This is a genomic window from Kineosporiaceae bacterium (genome assembly GCA_016713225.1).
Taxonomy (GTDB): Bacteria; Actinomycetota; Actinomycetes; order Actinomycetales; family Kineosporiaceae; genus JADJPO01.
In genome coordinates, this window is record JADJPO010000001.1 from 879,945 (window position 1) to 904,712 (window position 24,768).

Annotated in this window: 20 protein-coding genes and 1 pseudogene; 5 read left to right on the forward strand and 16 right to left on the reverse strand. The window is 69.7% G+C overall.

Annotated features, from left to right (window positions below):
* Positions 1 to 10: 10 nt before the first annotated feature.
* Positions 11 to 256, reverse strand: coding sequence for an AbrB/MazE/SpoVT family DNA-binding domain-containing protein (locus IPK24_03970; GenBank protein ID MBK8074727.1), 246 nt, complete (start codon positions 254 to 256; stop codon positions 11 to 13).
* A gap of 61 nt (positions 257 to 317) precedes the next feature.
* Entirely contained in the window at positions 318 to 2,897 is a 2,580-nt protein-coding gene (locus tag IPK24_03975) for an AMP-binding protein (protein ID MBK8074728.1), read from the reverse strand.
* Positions 2,898 to 3,945: 1,048 nt separating this feature from the next.
* Between IPK24_03975 and IPK24_03980 the strand changes: the two genes are divergently transcribed.
* Positions 3,946 to 5,667 carry an FAD-dependent oxidoreductase gene (locus tag IPK24_03980; protein MBK8074729.1) on the forward strand — a complete coding sequence of 574 codons (1,722 nt, stop codon included), beginning with the start codon at positions 3,946 to 3,948 and terminating at the stop codon, positions 5,665 to 5,667.
* On the opposite strand, the gene IPK24_03985 is transcribed toward IPK24_03980, so the two are convergent.
* The 7 genes from IPK24_03985 to IPK24_04015 form a co-directional block, all read right to left on the reverse strand.
* On the reverse strand, positions 5,650 to 6,168 hold the full coding sequence (locus IPK24_03985) for a shikimate kinase (GenBank protein MBK8074730.1): 519 nt from the start codon (positions 6,166 to 6,168) through the stop codon (positions 5,650 to 5,652). The genes IPK24_03980 and IPK24_03985 overlap by 18 nt on opposite strands.
* A gap of 119 nt (positions 6,169 to 6,287) precedes the next feature.
* Positions 6,288 to 7,220 carry a carbohydrate ABC transporter permease gene (locus IPK24_03990; GenBank protein ID MBK8074731.1) on the reverse strand — a complete coding sequence of 311 codons (933 nt, stop codon included), beginning with the start codon at positions 7,218 to 7,220 and terminating at the stop codon, positions 6,288 to 6,290.
* The gene (locus IPK24_03995; protein MBK8074732.1) at positions 7,217 to 8,191 is read right to left on the reverse strand and encodes a sugar ABC transporter permease; all 975 of its coding nucleotides are present in this window, start codon (positions 8,189 to 8,191) and stop codon (positions 7,217 to 7,219) included. The genes IPK24_03990 and IPK24_03995 overlap by 4 nt, the downstream gene beginning before the upstream one ends.
* A gap of 172 nt (positions 8,192 to 8,363) precedes the next feature.
* Positions 8,364 to 9,767: a carbohydrate ABC transporter substrate-binding protein gene (locus IPK24_04000; protein ID MBK8074733.1), complete on the reverse strand. Its 1,404-nt coding sequence runs from the start codon at positions 9,765 to 9,767 to the stop codon at positions 8,364 to 8,366.
* 216 nt (positions 9,768 to 9,983) lie between these two features.
* Positions 9,984 to 11,540 (reverse strand): hypothetical protein, encoded by a 1,557-nt coding sequence (locus tag IPK24_04005; GenBank protein MBK8074734.1) that lies wholly within the window; start codon positions 11,538 to 11,540, stop codon positions 9,984 to 9,986.
* Positions 11,537 to 11,971, reverse strand: a complete 435-nt coding sequence (locus IPK24_04010; GenBank protein MBK8074735.1) for a protein phosphatase — start codon at positions 11,969 to 11,971, stop codon at positions 11,537 to 11,539. Before IPK24_04010 ends, IPK24_04005 begins: the two co-directional genes overlap by 4 nt.
* Positions 11,968 to 13,644: a diguanylate cyclase gene (locus IPK24_04015; protein ID MBK8074736.1), complete on the reverse strand. Its 1,677-nt coding sequence runs from the start codon at positions 13,642 to 13,644 to the stop codon at positions 11,968 to 11,970. Before IPK24_04015 ends, IPK24_04010 begins: the two co-directional genes overlap by 4 nt.
* 291 nt (positions 13,645 to 13,935) lie before the next feature.
* Here IPK24_04015 and IPK24_04020 point away from each other — a divergent pair, with 291 nt between their 5' ends.
* From IPK24_04020 to IPK24_04030, 3 genes are all read left to right on the forward strand, one after another.
* Positions 13,936 to 14,613, forward strand: coding sequence for a phosphoribosyltransferase (locus IPK24_04020; protein MBK8074737.1), 678 nt, complete (start codon positions 13,936 to 13,938; stop codon positions 14,611 to 14,613).
* Between the two features lie 9 nt (positions 14,614 to 14,622).
* Positions 14,623 to 16,047, forward strand: a complete 1,425-nt coding sequence (gene argG / locus IPK24_04025) for an argininosuccinate synthase (GenBank protein ID MBK8074738.1) — start codon at positions 14,623 to 14,625, stop codon at positions 16,045 to 16,047.
* A 155-nt stretch (positions 16,048 to 16,202) separates the two neighbouring features.
* The gene (locus IPK24_04030; GenBank protein MBK8074739.1) at positions 16,203 to 17,513 is read left to right on the forward strand and encodes an AMP-binding protein; all 1,311 of its coding nucleotides are present in this window, start codon (positions 16,203 to 16,205) and stop codon (positions 17,511 to 17,513) included.
* 22 nt (positions 17,514 to 17,535) lie between these two features.
* On the opposite strand, the gene IPK24_04035 is transcribed toward IPK24_04030, so the two are convergent.
* The 6 genes from IPK24_04035 to ligD (IPK24_04060) form a co-directional block, all read right to left on the reverse strand.
* Positions 17,536 to 18,180: a hypothetical protein gene (locus IPK24_04035; protein ID MBK8074740.1), complete on the reverse strand. Its 645-nt coding sequence runs from the start codon at positions 18,178 to 18,180 to the stop codon at positions 17,536 to 17,538.
* 194 nt (positions 18,181 to 18,374) lie between these two features.
* Positions 18,375 to 19,043 carry a hypothetical protein gene (locus tag IPK24_04040; GenBank protein MBK8074741.1) on the reverse strand — a complete coding sequence of 223 codons (669 nt, stop codon included), beginning with the start codon at positions 19,041 to 19,043 and terminating at the stop codon, positions 18,375 to 18,377.
* Positions 19,044 to 19,398: 355 nt separating this feature from the next.
* The gene (locus IPK24_04045; protein ID MBK8074742.1) at positions 19,399 to 19,854 is read right to left on the reverse strand and encodes a DUF4442 domain-containing protein; all 456 of its coding nucleotides are present in this window, start codon (positions 19,852 to 19,854) and stop codon (positions 19,399 to 19,401) included.
* Between the two features lie 65 nt (positions 19,855 to 19,919).
* Positions 19,920 to 20,618: a 2-C-methyl-D-erythritol 4-phosphate cytidylyltransferase gene (locus tag IPK24_04050; GenBank protein ID MBK8074743.1), complete on the reverse strand. Its 699-nt coding sequence runs from the start codon at positions 20,616 to 20,618 to the stop codon at positions 19,920 to 19,922.
* A complete protein-coding gene (gene ligD, locus IPK24_04055) occupies positions 20,615 to 21,547 on the reverse strand; it encodes a non-homologous end-joining DNA ligase (GenBank protein ID MBK8074744.1) in 933 nt (310 codons plus the stop codon). The genes IPK24_04050 and ligD (IPK24_04055) overlap by 4 nt, the downstream gene beginning before the upstream one ends.
* Before the next feature lies 1 nt (position 21,548).
* On the reverse strand, positions 21,549 to 22,511 hold the full coding sequence (ligD, locus tag IPK24_04060; GenBank protein ID MBK8074745.1) for a non-homologous end-joining DNA ligase: 963 nt from the start codon (positions 22,509 to 22,511) through the stop codon (positions 21,549 to 21,551).
* Positions 22,512 to 22,621: 110 nt separating this feature from the next.
* Here ligD (IPK24_04060) and IPK24_04065 point away from each other — a divergent pair, with 110 nt between their 5' ends.
* Entirely contained in the window at positions 22,622 to 23,491 is an 870-nt protein-coding gene (locus IPK24_04065; GenBank protein MBK8074746.1) for a Ku protein, read from the forward strand.
* Positions 23,492 to 23,500: 9 nt separating this feature from the next.
* Here the strand turns inward: IPK24_04065 and efeB are convergent.
* Positions 23,501 to 24,766 (reverse strand): annotated as a pseudogene (efeB, locus tag IPK24_04070) (deferrochelatase/peroxidase EfeB).
* Positions 24,767 to 24,768 lie beyond the last annotated feature (2 nt).

The following is a 24,768-nucleotide window of genomic DNA, read 5'->3' on the forward strand; positions in this document are numbered from 1 at the left end:
AGGACGGCGGTCATGCGGCGTCTTCGGTCGCCGCGGCCCGGCGGCGCTCGACGATCAGGTCGTTCACCAGATCCAGCCCGGCAAGATCGGAGCGGACCCGATCTCGCAGCTGGTTACGGGTGAGCAGCACCAGCCCGCCGGGGGTGTCGAGCAGGATCAGCGGGGTCCCTGGTGTGAGGCCGGCTCGCTCGCGGACCTGGGCGGGGATGACGACCCGGCCCCTGTCGCCCATGGTTACTGGATGAATACCACTCATGTGTCGAAAGTACCTCTACGTGATCCGGGTGGAATGCGGCGGGATGACAGCAGGTCGTAGGTCAGCCCAGCGCGTCGCGCAACACCTTCGCCACCTCGACGACGTGCGGCTCGCGAAGCATCGACAGGTGATCACCACCCACGTCGACCAGGCTCCAGTCGCCGGTCAGATGGGGTGCCCAGGCCGAGCGCTGCTCCTTCTCGGGGGAGTCGGCCACCAGGACGACGGCCCGGCCGGGGTACGGCGCGGCACGGTAGTGCCGACCGATGAACGAGGTGAGGTCGTAGAAGCGCCAGTAGTTGCCCCCGCCGGGTGGCGTCGCCCAGCCGGTGGCGGCCAGACCGATCCCGGCCTTGACCCGCTGCACCAGGGAGCGTTGCTCCGGGGCGGGGTGCATCGACGGCTCGGGCGGGAAGGAGTCGATCACGGCGAGCAGGGACACCTGCTCTCCCGCGGCCCGCAACTGGTGGGCCATCTCCAGCGCCACCAGGCCGCCGAAGGAGTGCCCGGCGAGCACGTACGGCCCCTGCGCCTGCACCGTCTTGATCACGGTGATGTTGCGCTTGGCGGCGCGGCCCACGGTCCAGTCGGGTAGGCCCCGACGCTCCATGCCGTGCATCTGCACCGCATACGACGGCTGGTCCTCGCCGAGCCGGCGGGCCAGGGCGACGAAGGCGACGCCGAGCCCACCACCGCCGGCGATGAAGAACACGGGCGGCTGAGACCCTGTGCGCTGCAACGGAACCAAGACGGCGCCGAGGGCATCCGGCGCGCGTTGCACCCGTGCGGCATACTCCCGCACCGTCGGGGCCTCGGTCAGCACCGTCGCGGTGACCTGACCCGCCGGGACCCCCAGATCGGTCACCGTCGCCGCCATCACCGCCTCGGCGGCCAGCGAGTCGCCGCCGAGTTCGAAGAAGTCGTCGTCCGGGCCGACCGATTCCAGTTCCAGCGCACCGGCCCAGACGTCGGCCACGGCCTGTTCCCAGTCGCTCATCGGGCCGTAGGTCTCCGGGCCGCCGATCGCGGGCGGCTCGGGCAGGGCAGCCCGGTCGAGTTTGCCCCGGTCGGTGCGCGGCAGGGCCGTCAGGAACACCACGACCTCGGGCACCATGTGCCCGGCCAAGAGCCCCCGCAATCGCTTTCGGATCTCGGCCGCGCTGGGCTGTTCGGCGCGGGAGACCACGTACGACACCAGCCGCTTGGCGCCGTCCTCGGGGTCGGCACCCGGTCGCAGCGCCGCCACGGTGACGGCCTCGGTGACGTCGGGCAGCGTGAACAGGGCGGCGTCCACCTCGCCGGGCTCGACCAGGTAGCCGCGGATCTTCACGCTGTGGTCACGCCGGCCCAGCAACCGCAGCACCCGTCCGGCCGGTCCGGTCTCGAACACCCCGACGTCGCTGGTGCGATACGTCCGGGTGCCATCGGCGTTGGGGGTGAAGGACTTCGCGGTGTTCTCCGGGTCGTTGAAGTACCCAGAGGCCATGAACGCCGTGGTCACGGTCAGCACCCCGGGCTCGCCGTCCGGGTGCTCGGCGCCGTCGGCCGCGGTGATGCGCAGCACGGTGTCACCCACGGGATGGCCGACCGGCAGCGGGCCGTCCAGCACCGGGTGGTCGGCGGGCACCGCGTACTCGGCGATCAGTCCGGTCTCGCTCGAGCCGTACCGGTTGCGCACCACGCAGGATGGTGGCAGCAGCGCGCGGGCCGCCTCCACGTCCCGGCCGTGGGCAGCCTCCCCGGCGATGGTCAGTGACCGCAGACCGGCCAGCAGGGCGGGGTCGGGACGGGTGCCGACGAAGGCCCGCAGAATGGCTGGGCTGGAGTGCATCACGGTGGCGCCGACCCGGTGCAGCCAAGCCGGCAGCCCGGCGATCCCCGAGCCCCGGACGTCGTACAACTCCATCCGGGAGCCGACCACCAGCCCGGCGACGGTGACCATGAGACCGGCGTGGAAGGCGAGGGGGAGGGTGTGGGCCACCACGTCGTTCGCGTCGTAGCAGCCGGTGTCGATCGAGTTGGTCCAGGCGTCACGGGTGAGCATGCGGTGGTCGTTGACGACGACCTTGGGAACCCCGGTCGAGCCGGAGGTGAAGGCGAGCGCAGCGGGTGATGCGGGGTCGGGCGGCTGCTCCCAGAGCGCCGCCAGGCTCGCCGGGTCGTCCGGCACGCGGTCGATGCCGGTGAGCAGCAGGTGGTCGGCGACCTGACCACCGACCTCGGCGGTGTCGGGGTGGACGACGCACGTCGTGGCACCCGAGCGCTGGATGAAGACGCTCAGGCGGGCCGCAGGCGTCCGAGGGTCGAGCACCACCACGGGGTGCCCGGAGGCGAGGACGCCGAGCAGGGCAGCGACCGCGCCCGACTCGTGAGGGTGCAGCAGGGCCACGGGCGACCGCGGTGCCAGCCGACCGTCGGCCCGTGCGGCGCGGATGGTGCGCAGGACCCCGGCAGCCTCGGCGGCCAGACTGCGATACGTGAGGCGGCGCTGGGCATCGGCGACGGCGATGGCCTCCGGTTGGGCATCGAGCACCACCCGGAACCGGGCGATGACACCGTCGGGCGCGTCGGCCATGCTCAGGGGCGTCACCGGGCGCGGCTGCGTGGCGGGCTGGGCGCTCTCGGTGGCGCGGATGCTCATGCGGTGCTACCCCCCGGGTCGTGTCCGGCCGTTCGACGCTACCATCGGCCGGTGTCGCGCGAGCCAGAGTCGCGGTGAGCCGTGAGGACGGCGTCAGCCGAGCCGCCGGTCACAGGCCCACCGGCTCCACCTCGACCCGGCGCCCGCTGCGCAGGCTGTCGAGGACGGCCAGGGAGACCGCGAGCGAGGCCACGCCGTCCTCGCCGCTGACCAGCACCTCGCCCTCGCCGTGGACGGCCGCGGTGAACGATCGCACGGTGGTCAGGTACAGGTCGTCGCGCGGGCCGATCTCGAGTGGCTCACCACGGTGACTCGACCCGTCGCCGCGCCACAGCGTCACGGTTCCGACCGGGTCGCCGGTGTTGCAGTTCTCGCCCACCAGGGCGCCCTCGGTGCCCAGGATGTGCAGCCCGGTGGGCAGATGAGCGTTGTTGTAGGCGTCGTGGGTCTGCACCAGGATGTCCGGCCCACCGGGTGAGCCGGTCGGCGAGGCCCAGACCGCCGTGGTCACGACGGCATCGGCGGGGCCGGCGGAGCCCTCGGGCGACCGGTTGTCCTGCTGCAGCGCCTGGGCGGTGACCGCGAGAGCCCGGGTGCCCAGGATGGCGTTCACCGCGGCGGCGTCGTGCACGGTGACGTCCAGGACGACGCCACCGCCGTCGGCGTCCTGTACGCGCCATCCGGCCAGCCGCTGGGGTAGCTGGACGGCGTGCGCCACCCGGACGGCGCGCACCTCGCCGACCAGCCCCTCGGCCACCGCGCGGCGCAGCACTCGGTGGGTGGGGGAGGCCGGCAGATGGTGGTTGGTGGCCAGCACGACGCCGGCCTCGCGCGCGGCCAGCACCATCGCGCGGGCGTCGTCCAGCGACAGGGCGAGGGGTTTCTCGGCCAGCACGTGCTTTCCAGCCTGGCAGGCTGCGATCACCTGCTCCCGGTGCAGCTGGTTCACCGACGAGACGTAGACCGCGTCGACGTCGTCCCGCTGCAGCGCTGCGGCCAGCTCGGTGGTCGAGCCGGCGATGCCGTGCCGGGTGGCGTAGGCGGCGGCATGCCCGGCCTGTCCCGACCGGACCACGACCGCCTCGCCGCCGGCGGCCCGGATCGCGGGCAGTACCCGGGTGGCGGCGATGTCGCTGGCACCGATCAGCGCCCAGCGCAGCGCGGGCGCGCCGGGGTGCGAGACCTCGACGACAGAAGGTTGCGTGGTCATGCTCAGAGTGAACCACCCGTGCGGGGCTGGGCAGAGCCTCTCCGGAGTGCTTGTATCGAGGCCGTGGCCGGCCCCTACGACGTGGTGGTGATCGGGTCGGGCATGGGTGGTGCCACCTGTGCCTGGGCTCTGGCGCGCCGTGGCGCCACGGTGCTGGTGCTCGAACGGGGCGAGCGGTTGCCGCGCGAACCCCAGAACGCCGACCCCCGCGAGGTCTTCCTGCGCCGTCGCTACAAGCCCGCCGAGACCTGGCTGGACGGCTCGGACCCCGCCCGGACGGCACGACGATTCGCCCCCGGGGTGCACTACGTGGTGGGCGGCAACACCAAGGTCTACGGCGCCAGTCTGCCGCGGTTCCGCGAGAGCGACTTCGAGGCCACCGAGCACTCCGACGGGGTGTCGCCGGCCTGGCCGTTCGGGTACCAGGAGCTGGAGCAGTACTACGTCGAGGCCGAGGCGCTCTACCGGGTTCACGGAACGACCGGCGAGGACCCGACCGAGCCCTGGCGCAGCGCGCCCTATCCCTACCCGGCCCTGCCCCACGAGCCCTACATCGCCGACCTGGCCGATCGGCTGCGTGCTCGCGGGGTGCACCCGGCGAGCAACGCCATGGGGATCGACCTTCGCGCGGGCGGTAGCTGCATCCGGTGCCGCACCTGTGACGGGTTCCCCTGCCCGTTCGGGGCCAAGAGCGACGCCGAGACCTGCGCGCTCGACCCGGCCATCGCCACCGGACATGTCGATCTGATGACAGGCGCGCGGGTGCGGCGGATCGTGGCCGGTCACGGCCGGCGGGTCGATCACCTGGTGGTCGAGACCGCGGACGGCGAGCGCACCGTTCGCGGTGATCGGTACGTGCTGGCGGCCGGAGCGGTCAATTCGGCGGCCCTGTTGCTGGCCTCGGCGGACGAGTCCCACCCGAACGGCCTGGGCAATCGCAGCGGGCTGGTCGGGCGCAACTTCATGATGCACAACAACGCCCACGTGGCGGCGGTGGACCTCGACCGGCGCAACGACGTGACCTTCGCCAAGACGCTGTCGGTCAACGATTGGTACCACGAGCTGGGCGCGCTGCAGCTGATCGGCAAGGTGCAGGGCGTGATGATGAAGAGCTGGGCCACCAAGGCGCCGCTGCCGATGCTCAACGCGCTGGCCGGCCGCAGTGTGGAGTGGCTGGTGATGACCGAGGATCTGCCGCACCGCCACAACCGGGTCCAGCTGGCGGCGGACGGGCGGATCGTCGTCCGCCGAGCCGCGCTCAACACGACCACGCACCGACGCCTGCACCGCAGGGCGGTCGAACTGCTCCGCGGTGCCGGGTACGACGTGGTCTTCACCCAGTGGTTCGACATCGCCATGAACAGCCATCAGTGCGGCACCGTGGTGGCGGGCAGCGATCCCACCACCAGCGTGCTCGACCCCTGGTGCCGGGTGCACGAGCTGGACAACCTGTGGGTGGTCGACGGTGGCTTCTTCCCCTCCTCGGCGGCGATGAATCCGGCGCTGACCATCGCGGCACAGGCCTTGCGCGTGGTGGCGGAGTCAGACCTGGGGCGCTGAGGCCACCGCGGCCAGCACCACGTCGGCCACCTGCGTCAGGGACCGGTCGGCGGTGTCCAGCACGAGGGTGGCGATCGCGTCGAACACGGGCATCCGTCGGGCATGGATCTCGGCCAGGTCGGCCCGGCGCAGCATCGGACGCCGCGCGTCGTCGCCGGTCCGCGCCAGTGCGTGCCCCAGGTCGATGCGCAGGTGGACCACCATCGGGTGCCGGCGCAGCAGGGCCTGGGTGCCGGGGTGCATGGCGGCGCCACCGCCGAGCGCCAGCACGCCGTCCGTCTCGGCCAGCAGCCGGGCGATGGTGCGGTGCTCGAGGTCGCGAAAGGCCGGCTCGCCGTCCGTGGCGAAGATGTCGGCGATGGTGCACCCGGCCTCGGTCTCGATCACGGCGTCGGAGTCGGTGAAGGCCACGCCGAGCCGGTCCGCCAGCAACCGACCGACCGCGGACTTGCCGGCGCCCATGAAGCCGATCAGGACGACGGCGGGCCGGGTGTCGGTCATGACCTCAGTGTGCCGTGCGCGCCGTGCCGTGTGCGCCGTGCCGTGCGCGGCCGAGGGGTCATACGGCAACGGGGCGCCGTCCAGCCGGACGACGCCCCGCGACGGGCCGGTGGTGCCGGTCAGCCCTTGAGACCGCCGGCGAGCAGGCCGCGGACGAAGTACCGCTGCAGCGAGATGAACACGCCCATCGGCACGATCATCGACACGAACGCGCCGGCCGTGAGCCGTTGCCACTCCGATCCGCGGGTGCCGGCCAGGTCGGCCAGGGCCGCGGTCAGCGGCTTGGTCTCGGTCGTACCGAACACCAGACCGACGAGCAGGTCGTTCCAGATGTAGAGGAACTGGAAGATCCCGATCGAGGCGATCGCCGGCACGATGAGCGGCAACACGATGCTCCGGAAGATCCGGGCATGGTCGGCGCCGTCGACCCGGGCCGCCTCCATGAGCTCACCGGGCAGGTCGCTCATGAAGTTGTGCAACAGGTAGGTCACCAAAGGCATACCGAAGCACACGTGGGCGATCCAGATCGTCATGAACTTGCCGGTGCCCTGGGGGTCGAGCTGGCTGAACGGGTACCAGGACGAGAAGATCTTGAGCAGGGGCACCAGGGCCATCTGCAACGGCACGATCTGCAGCGCGAACATCGCGATGAAGACCCAGTCGCGCAGCCGCCACCGCATCCACGACAGCGCGTACGCCGCCAGCGCGCCGAAGAACAGCGAGAACAACACCGCCGGCACGGTGATCACCAGCGAGTTCAGGAAGAAGTTCGCCAGCCGTCCGCTGCTCGAGGCCCCGAAGAGCACCTCTCGGTAGTTGTCCAGGGTGAACGACGGGCTCGTGAACGCCGTCCACCAGCCGGTGCCCTTGATCTCCTTCTCGGGCCGGAACGACGAGAGCGCCAGGCCGAAGGTCGGGATCGTCCAGATGATCGCGATGATCACCGCGACCAGTGAGGCGATGGGATTGGACATCTTCTTCTTGACCCGGCCGGCGGCCGCGTTCGCTGCCCCCGTGGCGGTGGTCGCGGCAGGGGTGACCGTGGCGCTCATCGTGCCTCCAACCTCTGACGGCGCAGCTGGCGCACCTGGTAGATGACGACCGGGGTGACGAGCACGAAGAGGAACACCGCCAGTGCGGAGCCCCAGCCCTGCTGGTTGCCGACGAAGGAGTAGAAGTACATGCCGTTGGCGACCACGCTGGTCTCGTAGTTGCCGCCGGTCATGGTGCGGACGATGTCGAAGACCTTGAGCACCCCGATCGTGATCGTGGTGAAGACCACCACCACCGTCGGCCGGACCGTCGGCAACGTGATCTTCCAGAACATCTCCCACGCGTTGACGCCGTCGAGCCGGGCGGCTTCGATCATGTCGTTGGGGATGCCCTTGATGGCGGCGGACAGCACGACCATCGAGAAACCGGCCTGTACCCAGATCATGACGATGATGAGCAGGAAGGTGTTCCACGGCGCGTTGAGCAGCCACTGCTGGGTCTCGAACCCGAGCTTCTTGGTGATGGCGTTGAGCAGGCCGATCTGCTCGAACCGGGTGGCCTTGTAGGCGAAGACGAACTTCCAGATGATCGCTGCGGCCACGCCGGAGATCGCCATCGGCAGGAACACGAAGATCTTGGCCAGCGACTCTCGCTTCATCTTGTCGATGAGCAGGGCGTAGATGAGCCCGATCGCCACCGAGAAGATCGGGGTGAAGAGCACCCAGATCGCTGTGTTGCGCACGTTGAGCAGGCCGTCGGGATCGGTGAAGATCCACTTGTAGTTGGCCAGCCCCACCCAGGATTCGCCCTGGGGATCCTTGAACGACAGCAGGAACGTGTTGACTGCCGGGTAGACCAAGCCGAATGTCACGAGCAGGATCGGCGGGGCGATGAACCAGAAGATCTGAGCCCGGTCACGGAAGAGTTTCTTGGGCCAGTTGTCGACGATCAACATGATCGCCCCGGCCACGACGATGAAGGCGACGATGCCCACGACCAGCATCGTGACTTTTGGTGCCCAGTTCTCCATGCTCGTCCTCCTCGACGGAAAGAGCTGGTGGGACGTGACAGGTCACGTCCGGGGCGCGCGAGGCGGGGTACGACCCGGGCGCGCCCGGTTCTGGCCTGCAGTTGGCTGACGGTGGCCGCGAGGCGTGACGCCTCGCGGCCACCGTCGGACGATCACCGACGAGCAGAACTCGTCAGCTCTTCGGCCAGGAGGCCTCGACGGCACCGGTCACGGTCTTGGTGTCCGCACCGGTGATCCAGTTGACCATGCCCTTCCAGAACGTCCCGGCACCGACCGCAGCCGGCATCAGGTCCGAGGCGTCGAACCGGAAGACCGTGGTCGGGTCCTGCAGGATCTTGACCGACAGCTGCTGGATCGGGTTCGGCTTCTGGTCGGTGACCGTCAGCACGTTCTCGACCTTGAGCTGCTTGTTCGGCGTGATCCAGTCACCGAGCTTGGCCTTCTCGTTCACCCAGTTCGCGTCCTGCAGGTAGAGCTGCACCGCCTGGGTCTCGGGCTTCTCGTTGAACGCGGCGAGGAACTCGCCACCACCGAGCACCGGCTTGCCCTTGGCTGCGTCGACCGGCGGCAGGTAGAAGGCGAAGACGTCGCCGTCCTCGGCGACCTTCGTGCCCTCGGGCCACTGGTTGGCGTAGAACGAGGCCTGACGGTGCATCGCGCACTGACCCTCGACGATCGGCTTGCCGCCGTCCTGGAACGCGGTGGTCACGATCGACTTGACGTCGCCGTAGCCGCCGTTCATGTACTTGTCGTTCTTCAGGATCGCGCCGGCCTTGTCGAAGGCGTCGATGACCTTGGGGTCGTTGAACGGGATCTTGTGCTGGTACCACTGGTCGTAGACGTCCGGCCCCTGGGTGCGGAGCATGATGTCCTCGATCCAGTCGGTGCCCGGCCAGCCGGTCGCGTCACCGGACTCGAAGCCCGCGCACCACGGCTTGTCGACCTTGCCGCTGGCGGCGATCGTGTCGCTCAGCTTGAGCAGCTCGTCCCACGTCTGCGGCACGGTCCAGCCGTTGTCCTTGAACATCTTGGGCGAGTACCAGACAAACGACTTGACGTTGGCGCCGAGCGGCGGCGCGTAGAACGTGCCTCCGATGGTGCCGTAGGCCAGCCAGTCCTTGGAGAAGTTGGCCTCGGAGGCGGCCTTCACCTTGTCCGACGCCGGCTTGACGGCCTTGAGGCCGACCAGCGTCTGCAGCAGGCCCGGCTGCGGGATCGGGGCCAGGTCGGGGGCGTTGTTGCCCTTGACCCGCACCTGCAACTGGGTCTCGAACTCGCCGGAGCCGTTCCACTGGATGTCGATACCGGTGCACTTCTGGAAGGCCTCGAACGACTTCTCGAAGCGCTCCGCCTCGACGTCGCGGATGGACGTGTAGATCTCGACCTTCTTGCCTTCGAACTTGCCGTAGTCGGCGAAAGCGGCACAGTCGCCGCCCGCAGCGCCGGCAGCGGACGACGCCGCGCCGGACGTGCTGGCGGAGTCACCGCTCGAGCCACCGCACGCCGACAGGGCGAGGGCGACACCGAGGGTGGTCGCGACGGCGGTCGAACCGCGCCGATATGTACGTGCTGCCATGAGTTTCCTCTCGGTCCAACGACGACCGGGCGCCGTCGCCCGGTTTGCGTGTCGGCGCTATGTAAACGATTTCGTAACGCCGTGGCAACTGCGGGGAAGCACCAAAGCGATAACGATTGGGTCACGTCATGATGGGCCTGCTGCCGCTGCTGTTCCGGGTCGTCGCCGGGGGCCGGATCGAGGCTGGCCAGGGCAGGTCCTCGACGGTACAAGGGGTCAGTCACTGAAGGGCCAACCGCCGTCGGGGCCGGCCCAGTCGTAGGTCTGACGGTGGGCTCCCAGCTGCCACTGCGCGGGCGTGGCCGACGCCGTCCAGTCCAGCGGCACGGCGACCGGAGGCCCGGACGATGCCAGGGTGAAGGCGTCACGCAGTGCCGCGGCCACCATCGGGGTGCGTGAGCCGGGGTCCACCGAGACGAAGGCCGGCGTCCCGCTGGCCGTGAGCAGGTGCAGCCACTGCACGGTCTGGCGCCACGGCAGCTCGGAGGTGATCGGTGCGACGTCGGCGTCCACCGCGTACAGCGCCCCGTGCTGCGCGGCCCGGAAGGCCAGGGAGTTGATCGCCATCCGACGCGTGCGGTTCCACGAGCGGCCCGAGGCGTCGTCCCCGATGCGTTGCAGCTCGGCATGACCCGCCACGAGATGGCCGAAGGCATTGCAGCCCATGAGGATCGCCGGCCCCGAGGCCTCCCGCATCGTGGCATAGAGCCCGGTGATGATCTCGGCGGACGTGCGATGGCGATCGGCGAACGACCAGCCGTCGTCCGTGATCGTGCCGCCCATCTGAAAGCCCCAGCGGCCCAGCAGGTCCCACACGGTGAAGTCGTGCTTGACCATGGTGTAGCCCCAGCCGGCGAAGCGCTGCAGCTGCTCGCGGATGCTGGCCAGGACCTCGGGCACGCTGGGGTCCATTGCGCCACCGCCACGAGCCAGCCGCCACCGGTCGCGGTGTTCCGGCAGTGGCGTGAGCGGGCGATACCACAAACCGGGCCGAACTCCACTCTCGCGCAACCGACGTGCCAGGTCACCGATGTGTCCGAAGCGGTGATTGCCGATCCACGGGCCGTGGCCCAACCCGCCGGCCGACCAGCCGTCGTCCACCATGAGGTAGGGCCTGTTGGTGGTGTCGGTGGCCGCTCGTGAGGTGAACTCGGCGAGGGCGAGAATGCTCCCCGCGGTGGAGGTGCCGAGGGCGTAGTGCCAGTCGTTCGCTCCGTACACCGGGTGCGCCGGCAGCCGCGGTGTCGGACTCATCTCCCGGCAGAGCCGCTGGTGGACGGCGAAGGCGCTCTCGTCGTCCTCGCCCTCGACCATGACCACGTCGCACACCGGCAGCGTGCGCTCGCCCAGTCGGATCGCCGTTCCGCCGTTGCGGACGTCGGCCCACAGCGAGACACCCGCACGGTCGGCGGTCCAGAAGCACAGGGCGCCGGGGCCGACCCTGACGCCGTACCCGGTGGTGGACCGGTCGGTGGTCGCGAGGAACGACCACGGCATCACTCGTTCGGCCCGTTCGGGCAGCCAGCCGAGGTCGCCGTAGGAGCGCTCCCACGCGTCGGGTAGGTAACGGCGGACGGCGCTGGCGTCGCCGTGCCAGCGCAGCACGATCCGGCTCACCGCTGCGCTGCCGGCCAGTCTCACCCGCAGCACGTCGTCCACGAGGTCGGTCGTCAGGTGCAGCGTCGCGCCGTCCAGGGGGATCTCGGCCTCACCGTCGAAGGCGCGCACCAGGTCGGGATCGCGCAGGACGGCCACCAGGGGTGTCGCGCTCACCCGGACCACCCGGACCCGCCACGCAGCCGGCGCACCCACCAGCGCTGCCAGGGGGTCTCGACCGCCCGGGGGTGGTAGGTCCGACGCACCCACGGCACCGCTTCGGCCGAGGGCAGACCGTCCAGGACGGCGAGGGCCGCCAGGGCGGTGCCGGTGCGTCCGATACCGCCGGCGCACCCCACCTCGACCCGTTGCCCGGCACGGGCACGATGCAGGGCATCGCTCAGGGCGGCCAGGGCATCATCGCGATCGGTCGGCACCCAGAAGTCCGGCCACAGGACCCGCCGGTGCTCCCAGGGCGGGGGGTCGGCCGGGGCGAGCATCACGGTGAGGTCGGCCGGGCTGGGTGGTGGGCGCCGCAGGCTGCGGCCTCGCACCGTGGCGCCGCCGGGCAGGGTCACCACTCCGTCGAGGCGATCCCAGGCGGTCATGCTCCGAGGTTAGCCAGGTTCGGTCCGTGGGCTCGCGGGTGAGCCTCACTCACCGCCGGGCAGCGCCTCGCTGGGGTCGCCGAGGTGGGCCGCACCTCGAAGTGCACCTGTTTGCCGTGAACCCGATCGCGTCCGGCTTGCTTGGCCTCGTAGAGCAGTTGATCCGCGGCGCCGATGACCCGATCCAACTCGACGCCACCCGGAGCGTTCACCACACCCGCACTGAAGGTGACGGGCGTGCCGTCGGACAACTCGACCGAGGCGGTCACCTTCTGCCGCAACCGATCCAAGAGCAGGACGGCGCCGTCCAGGTCGGTACCGGGGAGCATGATGGCGAACTCCTCGCCACCCCACCGACACAGCCGATCGCTGGTGCGAATACTGTCCACCATCACCGCCGCCACGGCGGCGAGCACCCGGTCGCCCTCGTGGTGACCGAACCGATCGTTGATCTGCTTGAAGTGGTCCAGATCGATCAGGGCGAGGGACTGCTGCAACGAAGTGCGGTCGGCCAGATGCGATGTCGGCTCGACGTCCTCGACGAAGCCGCGCCGATTGAGTACCCCCGTGAGGGGGTCGGTCCGGGTGATCACCGTCACCGAGGCCAGGGTTCGTCGCAGCAGCAGCATCAGATAGAACGTCCCGACCAGGGCGACCATGAGTCCCCACACGTGGGCCGTGGAGCGAAGCGCCCGCTCGACCAGCGTGCTCAGCTCGAGCTCGTGCAGCAACACCACCCGCCCGTCGAGCAGAGGGTGGACCGTCCACCACCTCGACCCGATCCGATGAACTCCCTCCGAGAGGCTTGCCAGCTCTGGGCCGACGTGTTCGCCCGGGTGGAGCGGGCCGATGCGTGCGATCAGATTGCCGTTGCGGCCCACCAACTGCGAGGTGCCGGCGGCCTCTCCCGCGCCGAGCATGGTGCGTAGCGTGCTGATGCCGATGTCGGCGCTGGCCACGCCGAGCAGACGCTCGCCGTCCATCACCGGATGCGACACGGTGATCATCAGGCCCTTGCCCGCGCCGTCCTCGTACAGGTCGGTGACCACGGTGTCGTGGCGGGGGTTCGCCGAGGGGATCGCCTCGGTCCAGAACGCGTTGTCGTACTGATCGGCGTTCATCTGGAAGTCGGCGACAGGCACCTTGGGGGCGAGGTACATGAAGTTGCTCGCCGAGGTGTAGTAGACCCACACCGCTTCGGAGTCGCGGGACAGGTGAGCCTCGAACTGCCCGTCGAGGTTCAGGGCAGCGGTGATCTCGCGTCGCAGGGCCGGGGTCAGCGATCGCGCGTCCCCGATCCCCGTGAGGGTGCCGATTCGCGATTCCTGGCCACCGTCGGCGGCCACGCCCGACAGTGCATAGACCTTGTGTTCGGGGTAGTTGCGCAGAAAGCGCAGATCGTCCTGCGGCAACTGGCTCTCGGTCCAGCGTTGGACGCTGGCAGCCATACCCTCGACCGTTCGGGCGTAGGCGTTGACGTTGCTGGTGAGCAGCGTTGCCCGCAGGTTGACCACCGCGGCGTCGTTGACCTCGATGGCCCGCGCCTCGGCCAAGGTGAAGCTGCCGGCCATGAGCAGGGCGATCAGGCCCACCAGGCCGAACAGCACCTTGTCGCGGCCGCCGAGGCGCCGTCCGGACATGGTGCGGCGTCCGGGGTGATCGGCACTGAGCACCGGGGACTCCTTTCCGTGGCCGGTGGCGGGCCGTGCAGACCCTTGCGCCGTAGTGTCGGCACGTGGGGTTGCTCAACTGAGCCCGAGGCGGAGGATTACCCCGGAACCCTCTGAGGTGGCCCGTTACGCCCCGAGTGACCGAGGGGCATACGGGCCGCGGGCCGGTCCTGGATACGCTCGAGGGCCGGTTGGGCCGAAGGTGCTCTGGCGGGGGATGATGTGCTGCCTCACGCTGGTGGCGGGATGGAGGATCGCCGTGCCGCACTCCGAGCCGGTACCGGTGAGCCGAGCATGACCTTCAGGGATCGCGTGGACGCCGGCCGTCAGCTGGCTGAGCGGCTGCAGTGGCTCCGCGGCGAGGACGTCGTGGTCCTCGGCCTGCCGCGCGGGGGTGTGGTGGTGGCCTATGAGGTGGCCGTGGCGCTCGAGGCTCCCTTGGACGTGATCGTGGTGCGCAAGCTGGGCGTGCCGTGGCAGCCCGAACTGGCCATGGGTGCGATCGGTGAGGGCGGCGTCCGGGTGGTGAACCAGCGCGTCGTCCGCGAGATGGGCGCCTCGACCGAGGTGCTCCAGACCACCGAGGTGGTCGAACGCGAGGCGCTGACCAGGCGGCTGGCCATGGTGCGGGCCGATCATCCCTGCGTCTCGATCTCCGGCCGGCTCGCCGTCATCGTGGACGACGGGATCGCCACGGGTGCCACGGCTGCGGCGGCCTGCCAGGTGGCTCGGGCGCAGGGTGCGCGGCGCGTGGTGCTCGCGACACCGGTGGCGCCGCGACATCGGCGATCCGAACTGTTGGCGGTGGCCGACTCGGTGGTGTGTGTCGATGAGCCGCGCGAACTGGCGTCCGTCGGGTCGGCGTACGACGACTTCACCGTGACCTACGACGAGACCGTGCTGGACTTGCTGGCCCGTCGGCGGGCCGACCTCGAGGGTTCGGCCCCATCGGCCACCGGGGGCACCCACTAGGCTGGCGGCGTGTCCAAGGTCCTCACCAGCTTGCCCAAGGGGGAGCGGGTCGGCATCGCCTTCTCGGGTGGTCTCGACACCTCCGTCGCCGTCGCGTGGATGCGGGAACACGGGGCGATCCCGTGTGCCTACAGCGCTGATCTCGGTCAGTACGACGAGGACGACATGTCCACGTTGCCCGACCGGGCACGCGACTACGGCGCGGAGGTGGCCCGCCTGGTCGACTGCCGAGAGGCCCTGGTCGAGGAAGGACTGGCGGCCCTGACCTGCGGGGCGTTCCACATCCGCTCGGGTGGCAAGGCGTACTTCAACACCACGCCGCTGGGCCGTGCCGTCACCGGCACCCTGCTGGTGCGCGCGATGCGGGCCGACGACGTCGACGTCTGGGGCGACGGATCGACGTTCAAGGGCAACGACATCGAACGGTTCTATCGCTACGGCCTGCTGGCCAACCCCGAGCTGCGGATCTACAAGCCGTGGCTGGACGCCGACTTCGTCGCCGAACTGGGCGGCCGCACCGAGATGTCGACCTGGTTGGCCGAGCGCCGGTTGCCCTATCGCGCCTCGGTCGAGAAGGCCTATTCGACGGACGCCAACATCTGGGGTGCCACTCACGAGGCGAAGCGCCTCGAGCACCTGGACGCCGGGATCGAGATCGTCGAACCCATCATGGGCGTGCGGTTCTGGGACCCGGCCGTGGTGATCGACTCGGAAGATGTCTCGGTCGAGTTCGTGCAGGGCCGCCCGGTGGCGATCAACGGTGAGTCGTTCGCCTCACCGGTTGACCTGGTGCACGCGGCGAACCGGATCGGTGGCCGGCACGGGCTGGGCATGTCCGACCAGATCGAGAACCGGATCATCGAGGCCAAGAGCCGCGGGATCTACGAGGCGCCCGCCATGGCGCTGCTGTTCGTCACCTACGAGCGGCTGCTGAACGCCATTCACAACGAGGACACCGTCGCGAACTACCATGCCGAGGGGCGTCGACTGGGACGCCTTCTCTACGAAGGGCGTTGGCTCGATCCGCAGTCGCTGATGCTGCGTGAGTCACTGCAGCGCTGGGTGGGTTCGGCGGTCACCGGCACGGTGACGTTGCGGCTGCGTCGCGGCGACGACTACTCGATCATCGACACCCGCGGCCCGGGCCTGAGCTACCACCCCGACCGGTTGTCGATGGAGCGCACCGAGGACGCGGCGTTCGGCCCGCTGGACCGCATCGGTCAGCTGACGATGCGCAACCTCGACATCTCCGATTCCCGCGCCAAGCTCGAGCTGTACGCCCGCCAGGGCCAGTTGGGCTCCCACGCGCAGCTGATCGGAGAGATCGAGGCCGGCGGCGCCGACCCCATCGCCGAGATCGGCACCGACGACGTCGGCACCCAGCCCACGGACGCCCTGGTCGACCAGGCCTCCTTCGACTTCGGCGCCGACTGACCCAACCCAACTCACCCAACCCAACTCACCCAACCCCGAATCCCCAAACCAACCCGCTCATGCTCCGCAGGTGACAGCTCATGCTCCCCAGGCGACGGCTTTGATGGTCGAAATGCGAGTTTCCCCGGGCGGCTGCGGAGCATGAGCAGGTTTCGATGCTGACCCCAGATCAGGCATGGGACGGCGCGGCGCGGGTCGCGGGGGCGCTCGCGGCGCGGGGCGCCGAGCCGGGTGATCGGGTGGCGTTCGTCGCGACGCCGGCCGAGGACCTCGTGGTGGCGGTGTTGGGGGCCTCGGCGAGTGGCGTCGTCCCGGTGGTGTTGAACCCGGGGTTGCTGCCGCACGAGCGGGACGTCCTGGTGGGTGACGCCGAACCGGTTGTGGTGATCGGGGACGGCGAATTGCCGGGTCTGCTCGCGGGTGCGCCGATCGAGGTGGCCGACGTGCCGTTGGTGCGGCCGATGCACTACACGTCCGGAACCAGCGGGCGGGCCAAGGGCGTCTACGGCGGCGTGCTCGATCATGATGCCGCCTGGGCAGCGGTGCTGGACGAGCGTGAGGTGTGGGACTTCGGGCCGGACGACGCGTACCTGGCCGCCGGGCCGCTCTACCATTCGGCGCCGCTGCGGTTCGCCATCGGGACGTTGCTGGCCGGCGGGACGGTGCGGGTGTTGCCGCATTGGTCGGTGGAGGGGTTTCTCGAAGGCCTGGCCGGCGGAGCCACCACCACGTTCATCGCCCCGACGCCGCTGCAACGATTGCTGAATGCCGTGGTACACGACGGGATTCCGTTCGACACCGAGGGGTTTCGCCTGCTGGCGCATGCGGGGGCACCGTGTCCGCACCCGGTCAAGGAGCGAGCCATCGAGCTGTTCCCGGCCGGGTCGGTGTGGGAGTTCTACGGATCGACCGAAGGACAGTTCACGGCCTGTCCGGCGGCGGAGTGGCAGGCGCGGCCGGGGACGGTGGGGCGGGCGAGACCCCATCGGGAGATCCGGGTCGATGCGGATGACATCATCTGGTGCCGGCCGCCGGTGCATGCTCGGTTCACCTACTGGCGCAACGAGGCTGCGACGGCAGCAGCCTGGAGCGAGGACGGCGAGTGGTTCACCGTCGGCGACCTCGGGTACCTGGACGACGACGGGTACCTGTGGATCGAATCGCGCCGTGAGGACCTCATCATCACCGGCGGGGTGAACGTCTACCCGGTCGAGGTGGAACAGGCGTTGTCGCGGACACCGGGGGTCCGTGAGCTCGCGGTCTTCGGGGTGCCGGACGCCGAGTGGGGCCAGCGCGTGTGCGTCGCGGCGGTGGGCGACATCGTGCCGGGGGACGTGCACGCTTTTGCCGCCACTGCACTGGCTCGATACAAGCGACCCAAGTCCGTCTACGTGGTGGAGGAGCTGCCGACCTCGGCGAACGGCAAGATCCTGCGGCGGCGATTGACCGAGATGTACAGCCGCTGAGGTGTGCCGTCGCCGCTGCGGGTCAGCGGACGCTGATCACTTGGAGTTCGCCGACGCGGCGGGTCGTGGTCGAGGTGAGTTGCAGCGGAATGGTTCCGGCCTGGCCGGCGGCAGTCCAGTTGACCTGCCAGCGGGCGGTGGCGGTGATCGTGTAGGGGTTGCCCTGCTTGGTGTAGACGTGACCGCAGGTGGGCGAAGGGGTCAGCTCGGTGGTGAACGTGTACGGGGTGCCGGGGGCGTTGGCGCCGGTGCAGTGAACGGTGGTGCCGTCGCCCATGTCCCAGTCGGTGCTGGTCAGGGTGGCGGTGAGCGAGACGGTGACGCCCGAGATGGTCTGAGACGCCGTGATGGGTCCGACGGTTTGGGGGGTGGGCTGTTCGGCCCACATCCAGACCGGGACGCCGACGGCGCCCAGCTTGTCGGGTCCGGCCTCGGGGACCATGCCGATGGTGATGGCGCGGATCTGCAGAGTGGCCAGGAGTTGGCGGGCCAGGACGGCGGGGTCGACGGCCGGTGGGGCTTGGCCGGTCCAGTACGGCGGTCCGGGAATACCGACGGGTGATCCGTTGAAGTCGATACTGCGGCACAGGCGACGAACGATGGTTCCGTCTTGGTGGCCCTGCCAGACTGGGTCGCTGCGTGCGGGTTGAGGGCTGAGCGATTCCACCCAACAGGTCGGCCCCGTAGGTTCTGGGGCATTGCCTGGCGTCGGAGTCTGACGCGGAGACGCACCCGGCTGGCCGGGAACGGTCGCCCATACAAGGCAAATTCCGGTGCCAGGCTCGCGCTCTACGCAAATGTCTTCATCCACAGATAGATTTGCGGGGCGGACCCGTATTAGAAAAGCAAGCACGGCCGCTGTCAACATTCTTCAACCTGCTGGTTCCTGTTTTGGCCAACAAGCCAATGGTTGGCTCCACGGCCAACCTGAGGGAATTTAGCTGGCGGGAAGTACCTCACCCAAACCTGTTCCGTATAGACTCGCTCTCTGGTTGTGATTACAGAGCTGCCGCCCGGATCCAGAACATCGACGTTTGAGGCGTCGACGCAGGTTGCCAGAGCAACTTCCGGAAGAACGTCCTTGTCGAGATCGATTGCCATGCTCACGCGTTCGATGCGAACCTCTCGAATCTCGATACTTCCAATGCTATGCCAGCCCTTAGTGGCATACAGGGCCGCAGCTTGTTGGCCGCTGGCGAGGGTTGTCTGTGTCGCGAACTCCTGCAGTGGCTTGACGTTCTTGCCGCCCGATCGCCTCAGTACGTCGTACGCCGCGACCCATTGCTTGTAAGCCTCGATCGCGTTACCCACCGCCTTCGTCTCGGCCGGCGACATCGAGGCCGGAACGCTGATCTTCGTCGACGGTGTCGGCGTCGCGGCGGGCTGCGAGATCACCGGGGCCGACGTCCGGCTGGTGGCGGGCGGGTTTGCGTCACCCTTACCCGTGCATCCGGCGGTCACCAGGAGCGCGGCGACGACGGTCGCCGTCCGGATCGATCCTCGGTGCACTCTCTGCCCTTTCGCGGTCACAGTCCGTCCCCACCAAGGTCGGCTCTTGGGTAAATGTGTGGGTAGTGCACGTTCTGTGACACGAGTCCGAAAGATAGTCCTTCACCCCGAATCTTGACCAGTCCGCCGAAGAAGTCATCCATGATCACCGTTGGATCGCAGTTTGCTACCGCGTATCCGGAGCAATCTGCGATCTAACGGTGATCATGGTTCGGAGTGGGTTCGGGGTGAGGTCGGGGTGGGTTCGGGGTGAGGTCGGGGTGGGTTCGGGGTGAGGTCGGGGTGAGGTCGGGGTGGGTTCGGGGTGGGTCGACTCGCGTCATGGGTGTCGCCCGGGACGAGGCGCGTCGTGGTGTCGCGGGTGGGCAGGGTCGCGTCACGGTGCCTTGGGCGGGGTATCGCTGGGGGGCGGTGGTGTCGCCAGCCGCACGTACAGCTGCTTGCGCACCTGCGCGACGATCTGCCCCTGGGGGTCCACCACGTCGACGTCGAACCAACGCAGTGTCCTGCCTCCACGGGCAACCGCCCGACGAAGTTCGTCGAGCACGGCATCGTCCAGATCGAAGGTGGCCGTGACGGCCGTCTTCGCCGCCCGGCGAAACGCGATCTCGGCAGAGGCATCCCAGACCACGTAATCGGGGCCGAGGTTGTGCATCACCATCAGCATCCAGAACGGGTCGGTCATGGCGAAGAGTGATCCGCCGAAATGGGTCCCCACGTAGTTCGACGTGAGCAGGCTGTGGCGCAGGCGCACCCTCACGTGCCGAAACTCCGGCCCGATCTCCTCGACCCGGATCCCCGCGAACAGGAAGGGCGGCCAGACGTTCATCATGCGACGCAGGCCGGACGGCGTGCGGAAGGCACCCTTGACCCGGCCGATCGACTGCGACGTGCGACTCACACGCACACCCCGGCAGCCACCAGGGCGCGCGCCATCTCGAGTTCTGCCGGGGTGGTGATGTGGACGTTGCGCGGGTCGCCCGGCACGCTCACCACCCGCGCCGGTCGGCCGTGCACGGTCATGGCCGAGACCAGGCCGGAATCCTCCACCACGGTCACGGCATCGAGTTCGGCGTCCTCCCGCATCGCGCGAACATGCGCGGCGCGCAGCACGTCGGCCCGAAACGCCTGCGGCACCTGCACACTCACGTGTGCTGCGCGGTCGAGCGATCGTCCGCGCGCGCCGTCCGGCGATAGTCGGGCGACCACGTCGACCAGCGGCAAGCCGGGGAAGGCACCCTCGGCGCCGTCCCGAACCGCTTGCACCACAGCCGAATACAGCGCCACCGGCGCCAACGGATGCGCCGCATCGGCCACCAGGACGATCTGCGCATCGTCGGGAACGGCCGCGAGCCCGGCGCGGGTGGACCCCGCTCGTGAGGCGCCGCCGCGCGTGACGGCCTCGACGTCCAGGGCCGCCGCGGCCGGGTCCGACGGGTCGGGCACCACGGCGACCACTCCGTCGGCCACCGCCCGGGAGCCGGCGATGGCGTGCTCGATCAGGCTGCGCCCGCCCAGGTCGAGAAACTGCTTCGCGACACCGCCCCCGAACCGGGTGCCCGACCCGCCGCCCAAGACGATGGCCCACACGCTCATGGCAGTAACCCTGCCAGCAGATCTCCGTCGGTCGCCAGGCGGGTGGCGACCTCGGCGTGATCGAGTTGCTGCAGCCCACCGGCCTCCAGCTCGTCCCAACTGCGCGGCGCGGCGGCGTTGGGCAGGTCCCGGCCGCGTAGAGAGTACGGCGCGATCGTGGTCTTGGCCGGATTGTTCTGGCTCCAGTCGAGCAGCACCTTGCCGGGCCGCAGCGCCTTGGTCATGCGGCTGGTCACCAGCGACCCCATGCGCGACTCGAGCCCCTCGGCCAACGCCTTGGCATACGCCACGACGTCGTCCGCCTCGTCCCAACCCGGATCGTCGGGCAGCCGCGCGTAGAGCTGCATCCCCTTGCCGCCGCTGGTCACCGGGAAGCACTCCAGTCCGTCGTCGGCGAGCCGATCCCGGACGGCGAACGCCACCTCGGTGCACTCGTCCAACCCCGCCGGGGCGCCGGGGTCGAGGTCGATCACGAGCCGGTCGGGGGCGTGGGCCACCCCCCGGGACGCCGCGCCGTCCGGACTCGGATCGGCGTGCCACTGCGGCACGTGCAGTTCGAGGGCGGCCAGGTTGGCGGCCCAGATCAGACTCGCCAGGTCGTCCAGCAGCGGGTACAGGATGGTCTCGCGGTCCTTGGACGATCCGGGGACCGGCAAGCGGACCCGGCGCACCCAGTCGGGCGTCCCGTTGGGCAGGTTCTTCTCGAAGAACGACGCCCCGGTCACTCCGTTGGGCCAGCGCTTGCGGGTGGCGGGCCTCCCGATGATGTGCGGCAGCATCGCCTCGGCCACCTGTGTGTAGTACGAGAGCACCTCGCCCTTGGTGGTGCCGGTGGCGGGGTAGAGCACCTTCTCGAGGTTGCGCAGCACCAGCCGACGCTCGCCGATCTGCACCACCTGATCCGGGCCGTGCTGGGGTGCGGGTGTCACCTCAGGCCTCCCATCGCACGTCGTCGGGGCGCAGATCGCTGCGGACGCCGCGGAACACCGGTTGCCGTAGTCGCCCCGCCTCGCCGCGGCCCAGGTAACGCACCTCGACCACAACGCTCGGGACGGTCCACAGCGTGCCGCGCGCATCGACGGCCGGCACCTCGGTGGTGAACGGACTTGCCGGCGCGGGAGCGGCTTCGAGCAGTTGGCGCAGGTGCCGAGCCACGCCGGCCGTGATGCCGCTACCCACCCGACCGGCGAACGCCAGCCCGCCCGCGCCGTCCGGCACACCGATGAGCAGCGCGCCCAGCCGGTCTCGGCTGCCGGTCTCCCACCGCCAGCCACCCACGACCGCGGACTGGAACCGCTTGTGCGCCAACTTGATCCAGTCGTCTGTACGCCGTCCGCAGTGATAGCGCGACGAACGGCGCTTGGCCACCACTCCCTCGAGCTCTTGCTCCAAGGTGGCAGCCACCAGCGCGTCGCGGTCGTCGTACACGGGCGAGAGTTGCCAGGTGGGGCTCGTCGCAGCCAACGCCTCGACCAGCAGGGCGCGCCGGCGAGACCACGGCAGGGCGGTGAGATCCTCGCCGTCCAGCCGCAACAGGTCGAACACGATGAAGGTGGCCGGGGCCTTGGTCGCCAGCGCTGCTGCCCGCCGCGCCTCACGCACGTGCATTCGTTCGGCCAGTGCGCTGAAACTGGGACGGCCCGCGCGCAGGACGACGACCTCGCCGTCCAGCACCGCATCGGTGTGTCCGGCGGTCAGTGCCCCCGACAACGCCGCGAACTCCGGATAGGCCGCCGTCGCCTCGTTGCCCGCCCGGCTCACGATCCGAACCCGGGGCCTCGGCTCGACGTCGACCTGGGCCAGGACCCGCACGCCGTCCCATTTCACCTCGTATGCCCAGGTCAGGCTGTCATCGGGCAGTTCGCCGGCCGAGTCGGCGGCCGTGGTGAGCATCGGGGCGAGCTGCCGCGGGAGCAAGGCCATGGCCCCATCGTGGCTCACGGACGGGTGATCCCGCGCGCCGCAGACCTGCGCACCGGCCCACGATCGGTCATGCTGGGTGGATGCGTGCGATCTGGAAGGGTGCCGTCTCGTTCGGCCTGGTCAATGTGCCGGTGCGGGTGTTCGCGGCCACGCAGGAGCACGACATCCGCTTCCATCAGGTGCATCGCGCCGACGGTGGCCGGATCAAGATGAAGCGGGTCTGCCAGGTGTGTGGCGACGAGGTGCCCTGGGACCAGCTGGCGAAGGGGTACGAATCGCCCGACGGGCGCCAGGTGATGCTCGAGGACGAGGACTTCGCGAGCCTGCCGCTGACCAGCAGCCGTGAGATCGACGTACTCGAGTTCGTGCCCGCCGACCAGGTCGACCCGATGCTGTTCGACAAGTCGTACTACCTCGAGCCCGAGGCGCGCACGATCAAGCCGTACGTGCTGCTGCGTGAGGCCCTGGTCAAGACCGACCGGATGGCCGTGGTCAAGCTGGCGATGCGCCAACGCGAGACCCTCGCCGTGCTGCGGGTTCGCGACGACGTGATCGTGCTGCAGACCATGCTCTGGCCGGATGAGATCCGGGCCGCCGAGTTCGAGGTCCTGCACGAGGACGTCGAGGTGCGCGACGCCGAGCTCAGCATGGCGATGTCCTTGGTCGAGTCGCTGGCCGCGGACTTCGAACCGGACGCGTACGAGGACGCCTACGCCAAGGCCGTGGTCGAGTTGGTCGAGTCCAAACTCGAGGGCACCCCGCTGCCCGAGGTCACCCACGAGGAGGCCGGCAGCGCCGAGGTGGTGGATCTGCTCACCGCGTTGCAGCGCAGCGTCGAGGCAGCCAAGAAGGCGCGAGGCGAGAGCGACGAGGGCGCCGAGGCGCCCGCGGCGAAGAAGGCCCCCGCCAAGAAGACCGCCGCGAAGAAGGCCCCGCGCAAGACGGCGTGACCGGCGGGGTCAGGTGAACAGGGCCTGCCCGACGAACTCGCCCGGGCGCGCCCCGGGTGGCACGGCGAAGAGTCCGGATCCGGTGTGCTTCAGGTACTCCATCATCAGGTCCTGGCGCGACAGCCGGTTCTGCACCGGAACGTACTGTCGCTGCGGGTCGCGGACGTAGGCGACGAAGAACAGCCCGGCGTCCAGGCGGCCGAGGTCATCGCTGCCGTCGGTGAAGTTGTAGCCGCGCCGCAGCATTCGCGCCCCGCCGTTGCTGTCCGGGTGCGCCAGTCGTACGTGGGACACCTCGTCGATCAACGGCCTTCCCTCGCCACCGGCAGCGGCGAAGTCGGGCTCGGTGAACTCGGTGCCGCCGGACAGCGGTGCACCCTCGCGCCGGTCACGTCCCACGATCTGCTCCTGCTCACGCAACGACGTGCGGTCCCAGGTCTCGATGCTCATGCTGATCCGCCGCGCCACCAGGTACGAACCGCCGGCCAGCCATCTGGCGCGTGGGTCATATCCGGGCCGACCCACACGTGCTCGGTGGCCGCGGCCGTGTCCTCGGCGGTGATGTTCGCCGTGCCGTCCTTGAACCCGAACAGGTTTCGCGGTGTGGTCTGGCTGCGCGAGGTGGACGACGTCCGGCCGTACCCGAGTTGGGCCCAGCGCATCGCGGCGGTACCGAATGCCGCCCGCGCCAGGTTGCGCACCGCGTGCACCGCCACCTGGGGGTCGTGCGCGCAGGCCTGCACGCAGAGGTCACCGTCGCTGCGCCGGGGGTCGAGGGCGTCGGCCGGGAAGTGCGGTAGCCGCCGCAATGCCTCGGGCTGACGCGCGGCCAGGCCGAAGCGATCGCGGCCGTCGGCATCGCGAAACACGCTGGGGCCGAACCCGAAGGTGATCGTCAGGCCGGACGGTGGCAACCCCTGGGCCTCTCCGGTGTCCAGGCGCCTCGTAGGGGCCGGCCTGGCCGGCGGCGACCGGGCGGCCCTGGGTGAGATCGGCCGCAATCTGCGTCCAGGTGCGCAGCAGCGCGATCAGGTCCTCACGTGAACGTGCGGTCAGGTCGAAGGCGGCGAAGTGCATCCGATCCTGGGCCGGCGTGATGATGCCGGCCTGATGCTCACCGTGAAACGGGTAGGCGTCGATCGGTGCGGCGCCGGCCCCGGCGGTGTCCACGGCCGAGATGCCGCGGGCCGCCGCGGCACCGGCCATCAGGCCGGCGGTCGCGGTCCCCACGGCGGCGGCGAGCAGGCCCCTGCGGCCGAGTGCGGTGGAATCCATGG

Excerpts from the sequence above, each read along its gene's own strand:
- IPK24_03970 (MBK8074727.1), bottom strand. The coding sequence starts at position 256 with ATGAGTGGTATTCATCCAGTAACCATGGGCGACAGGGGCCGGGTCGTC.
- IPK24_03980 (MBK8074729.1), top strand. The coding sequence starts at position 3,946 with ATGCCCGGCCTGTCCCGACCGGACCACGACCGCCTCGCCGCCGGCGGC.
- IPK24_03985 (MBK8074730.1), bottom strand. The coding sequence starts at position 6,168 with ATGACCGACACCCGGCCCGCCGTCGTCCTGATCGGCTTCATGGGCGCC.
- IPK24_04030 (MBK8074739.1), top strand. The coding sequence starts at position 16,203 with ATGCTGACCCCAGATCAGGCATGGGACGGCGCGGCGCGGGTCGCGGGG.
- IPK24_04010 (MBK8074735.1), bottom strand. The coding sequence starts at position 11,971 with ATGACCGCCTGGGATCGCCTCGACGGAGTGGTGACCCTGCCCGGCGGC.
- IPK24_04045 (MBK8074742.1), bottom strand. The coding sequence starts at position 19,854 with ATGATGAACGTCTGGCCGCCCTTCCTGTTCGCGGGGATCCGGGTCGAG.
- IPK24_03995 (MBK8074732.1), bottom strand. The coding sequence starts at position 8,191 with ATGGAGAACTGGGCACCAAAAGTCACGATGCTGGTCGTGGGCATCGTC.
- IPK24_03990 (MBK8074731.1), bottom strand. The coding sequence starts at position 7,220 with ATGAGCGCCACGGTCACCCCTGCCGCGACCACCGCCACGGGGGCAGCG.
- ligD (MBK8074745.1), bottom strand. The coding sequence starts at position 22,511 with ATGCTCACCACGGCCGCCGACTCGGCCGGCGAACTGCCCGATGACAGC.
- IPK24_04050 (MBK8074743.1), bottom strand. The coding sequence starts at position 20,618 with ATGAGCGTGTGGGCCATCGTCTTGGGCGGCGGGTCGGGCACCCGGTTC.
- IPK24_04020 (MBK8074737.1), top strand. The coding sequence starts at position 13,936 with ATGACCTTCAGGGATCGCGTGGACGCCGGCCGTCAGCTGGCTGAGCGG.
- IPK24_04065 (MBK8074746.1), top strand. The coding sequence starts at position 22,622 with ATGCGTGCGATCTGGAAGGGTGCCGTCTCGTTCGGCCTGGTCAATGTG.
- IPK24_04000 (MBK8074733.1), bottom strand. The coding sequence starts at position 9,767 with ATGGCAGCACGTACATATCGGCGCGGTTCGACCGCCGTCGCGACCACC.
- IPK24_03975 (MBK8074728.1), bottom strand. The coding sequence starts at position 2,897 with ATGAGCATCCGCGCCACCGAGAGCGCCCAGCCCGCCACGCAGCCGCGC.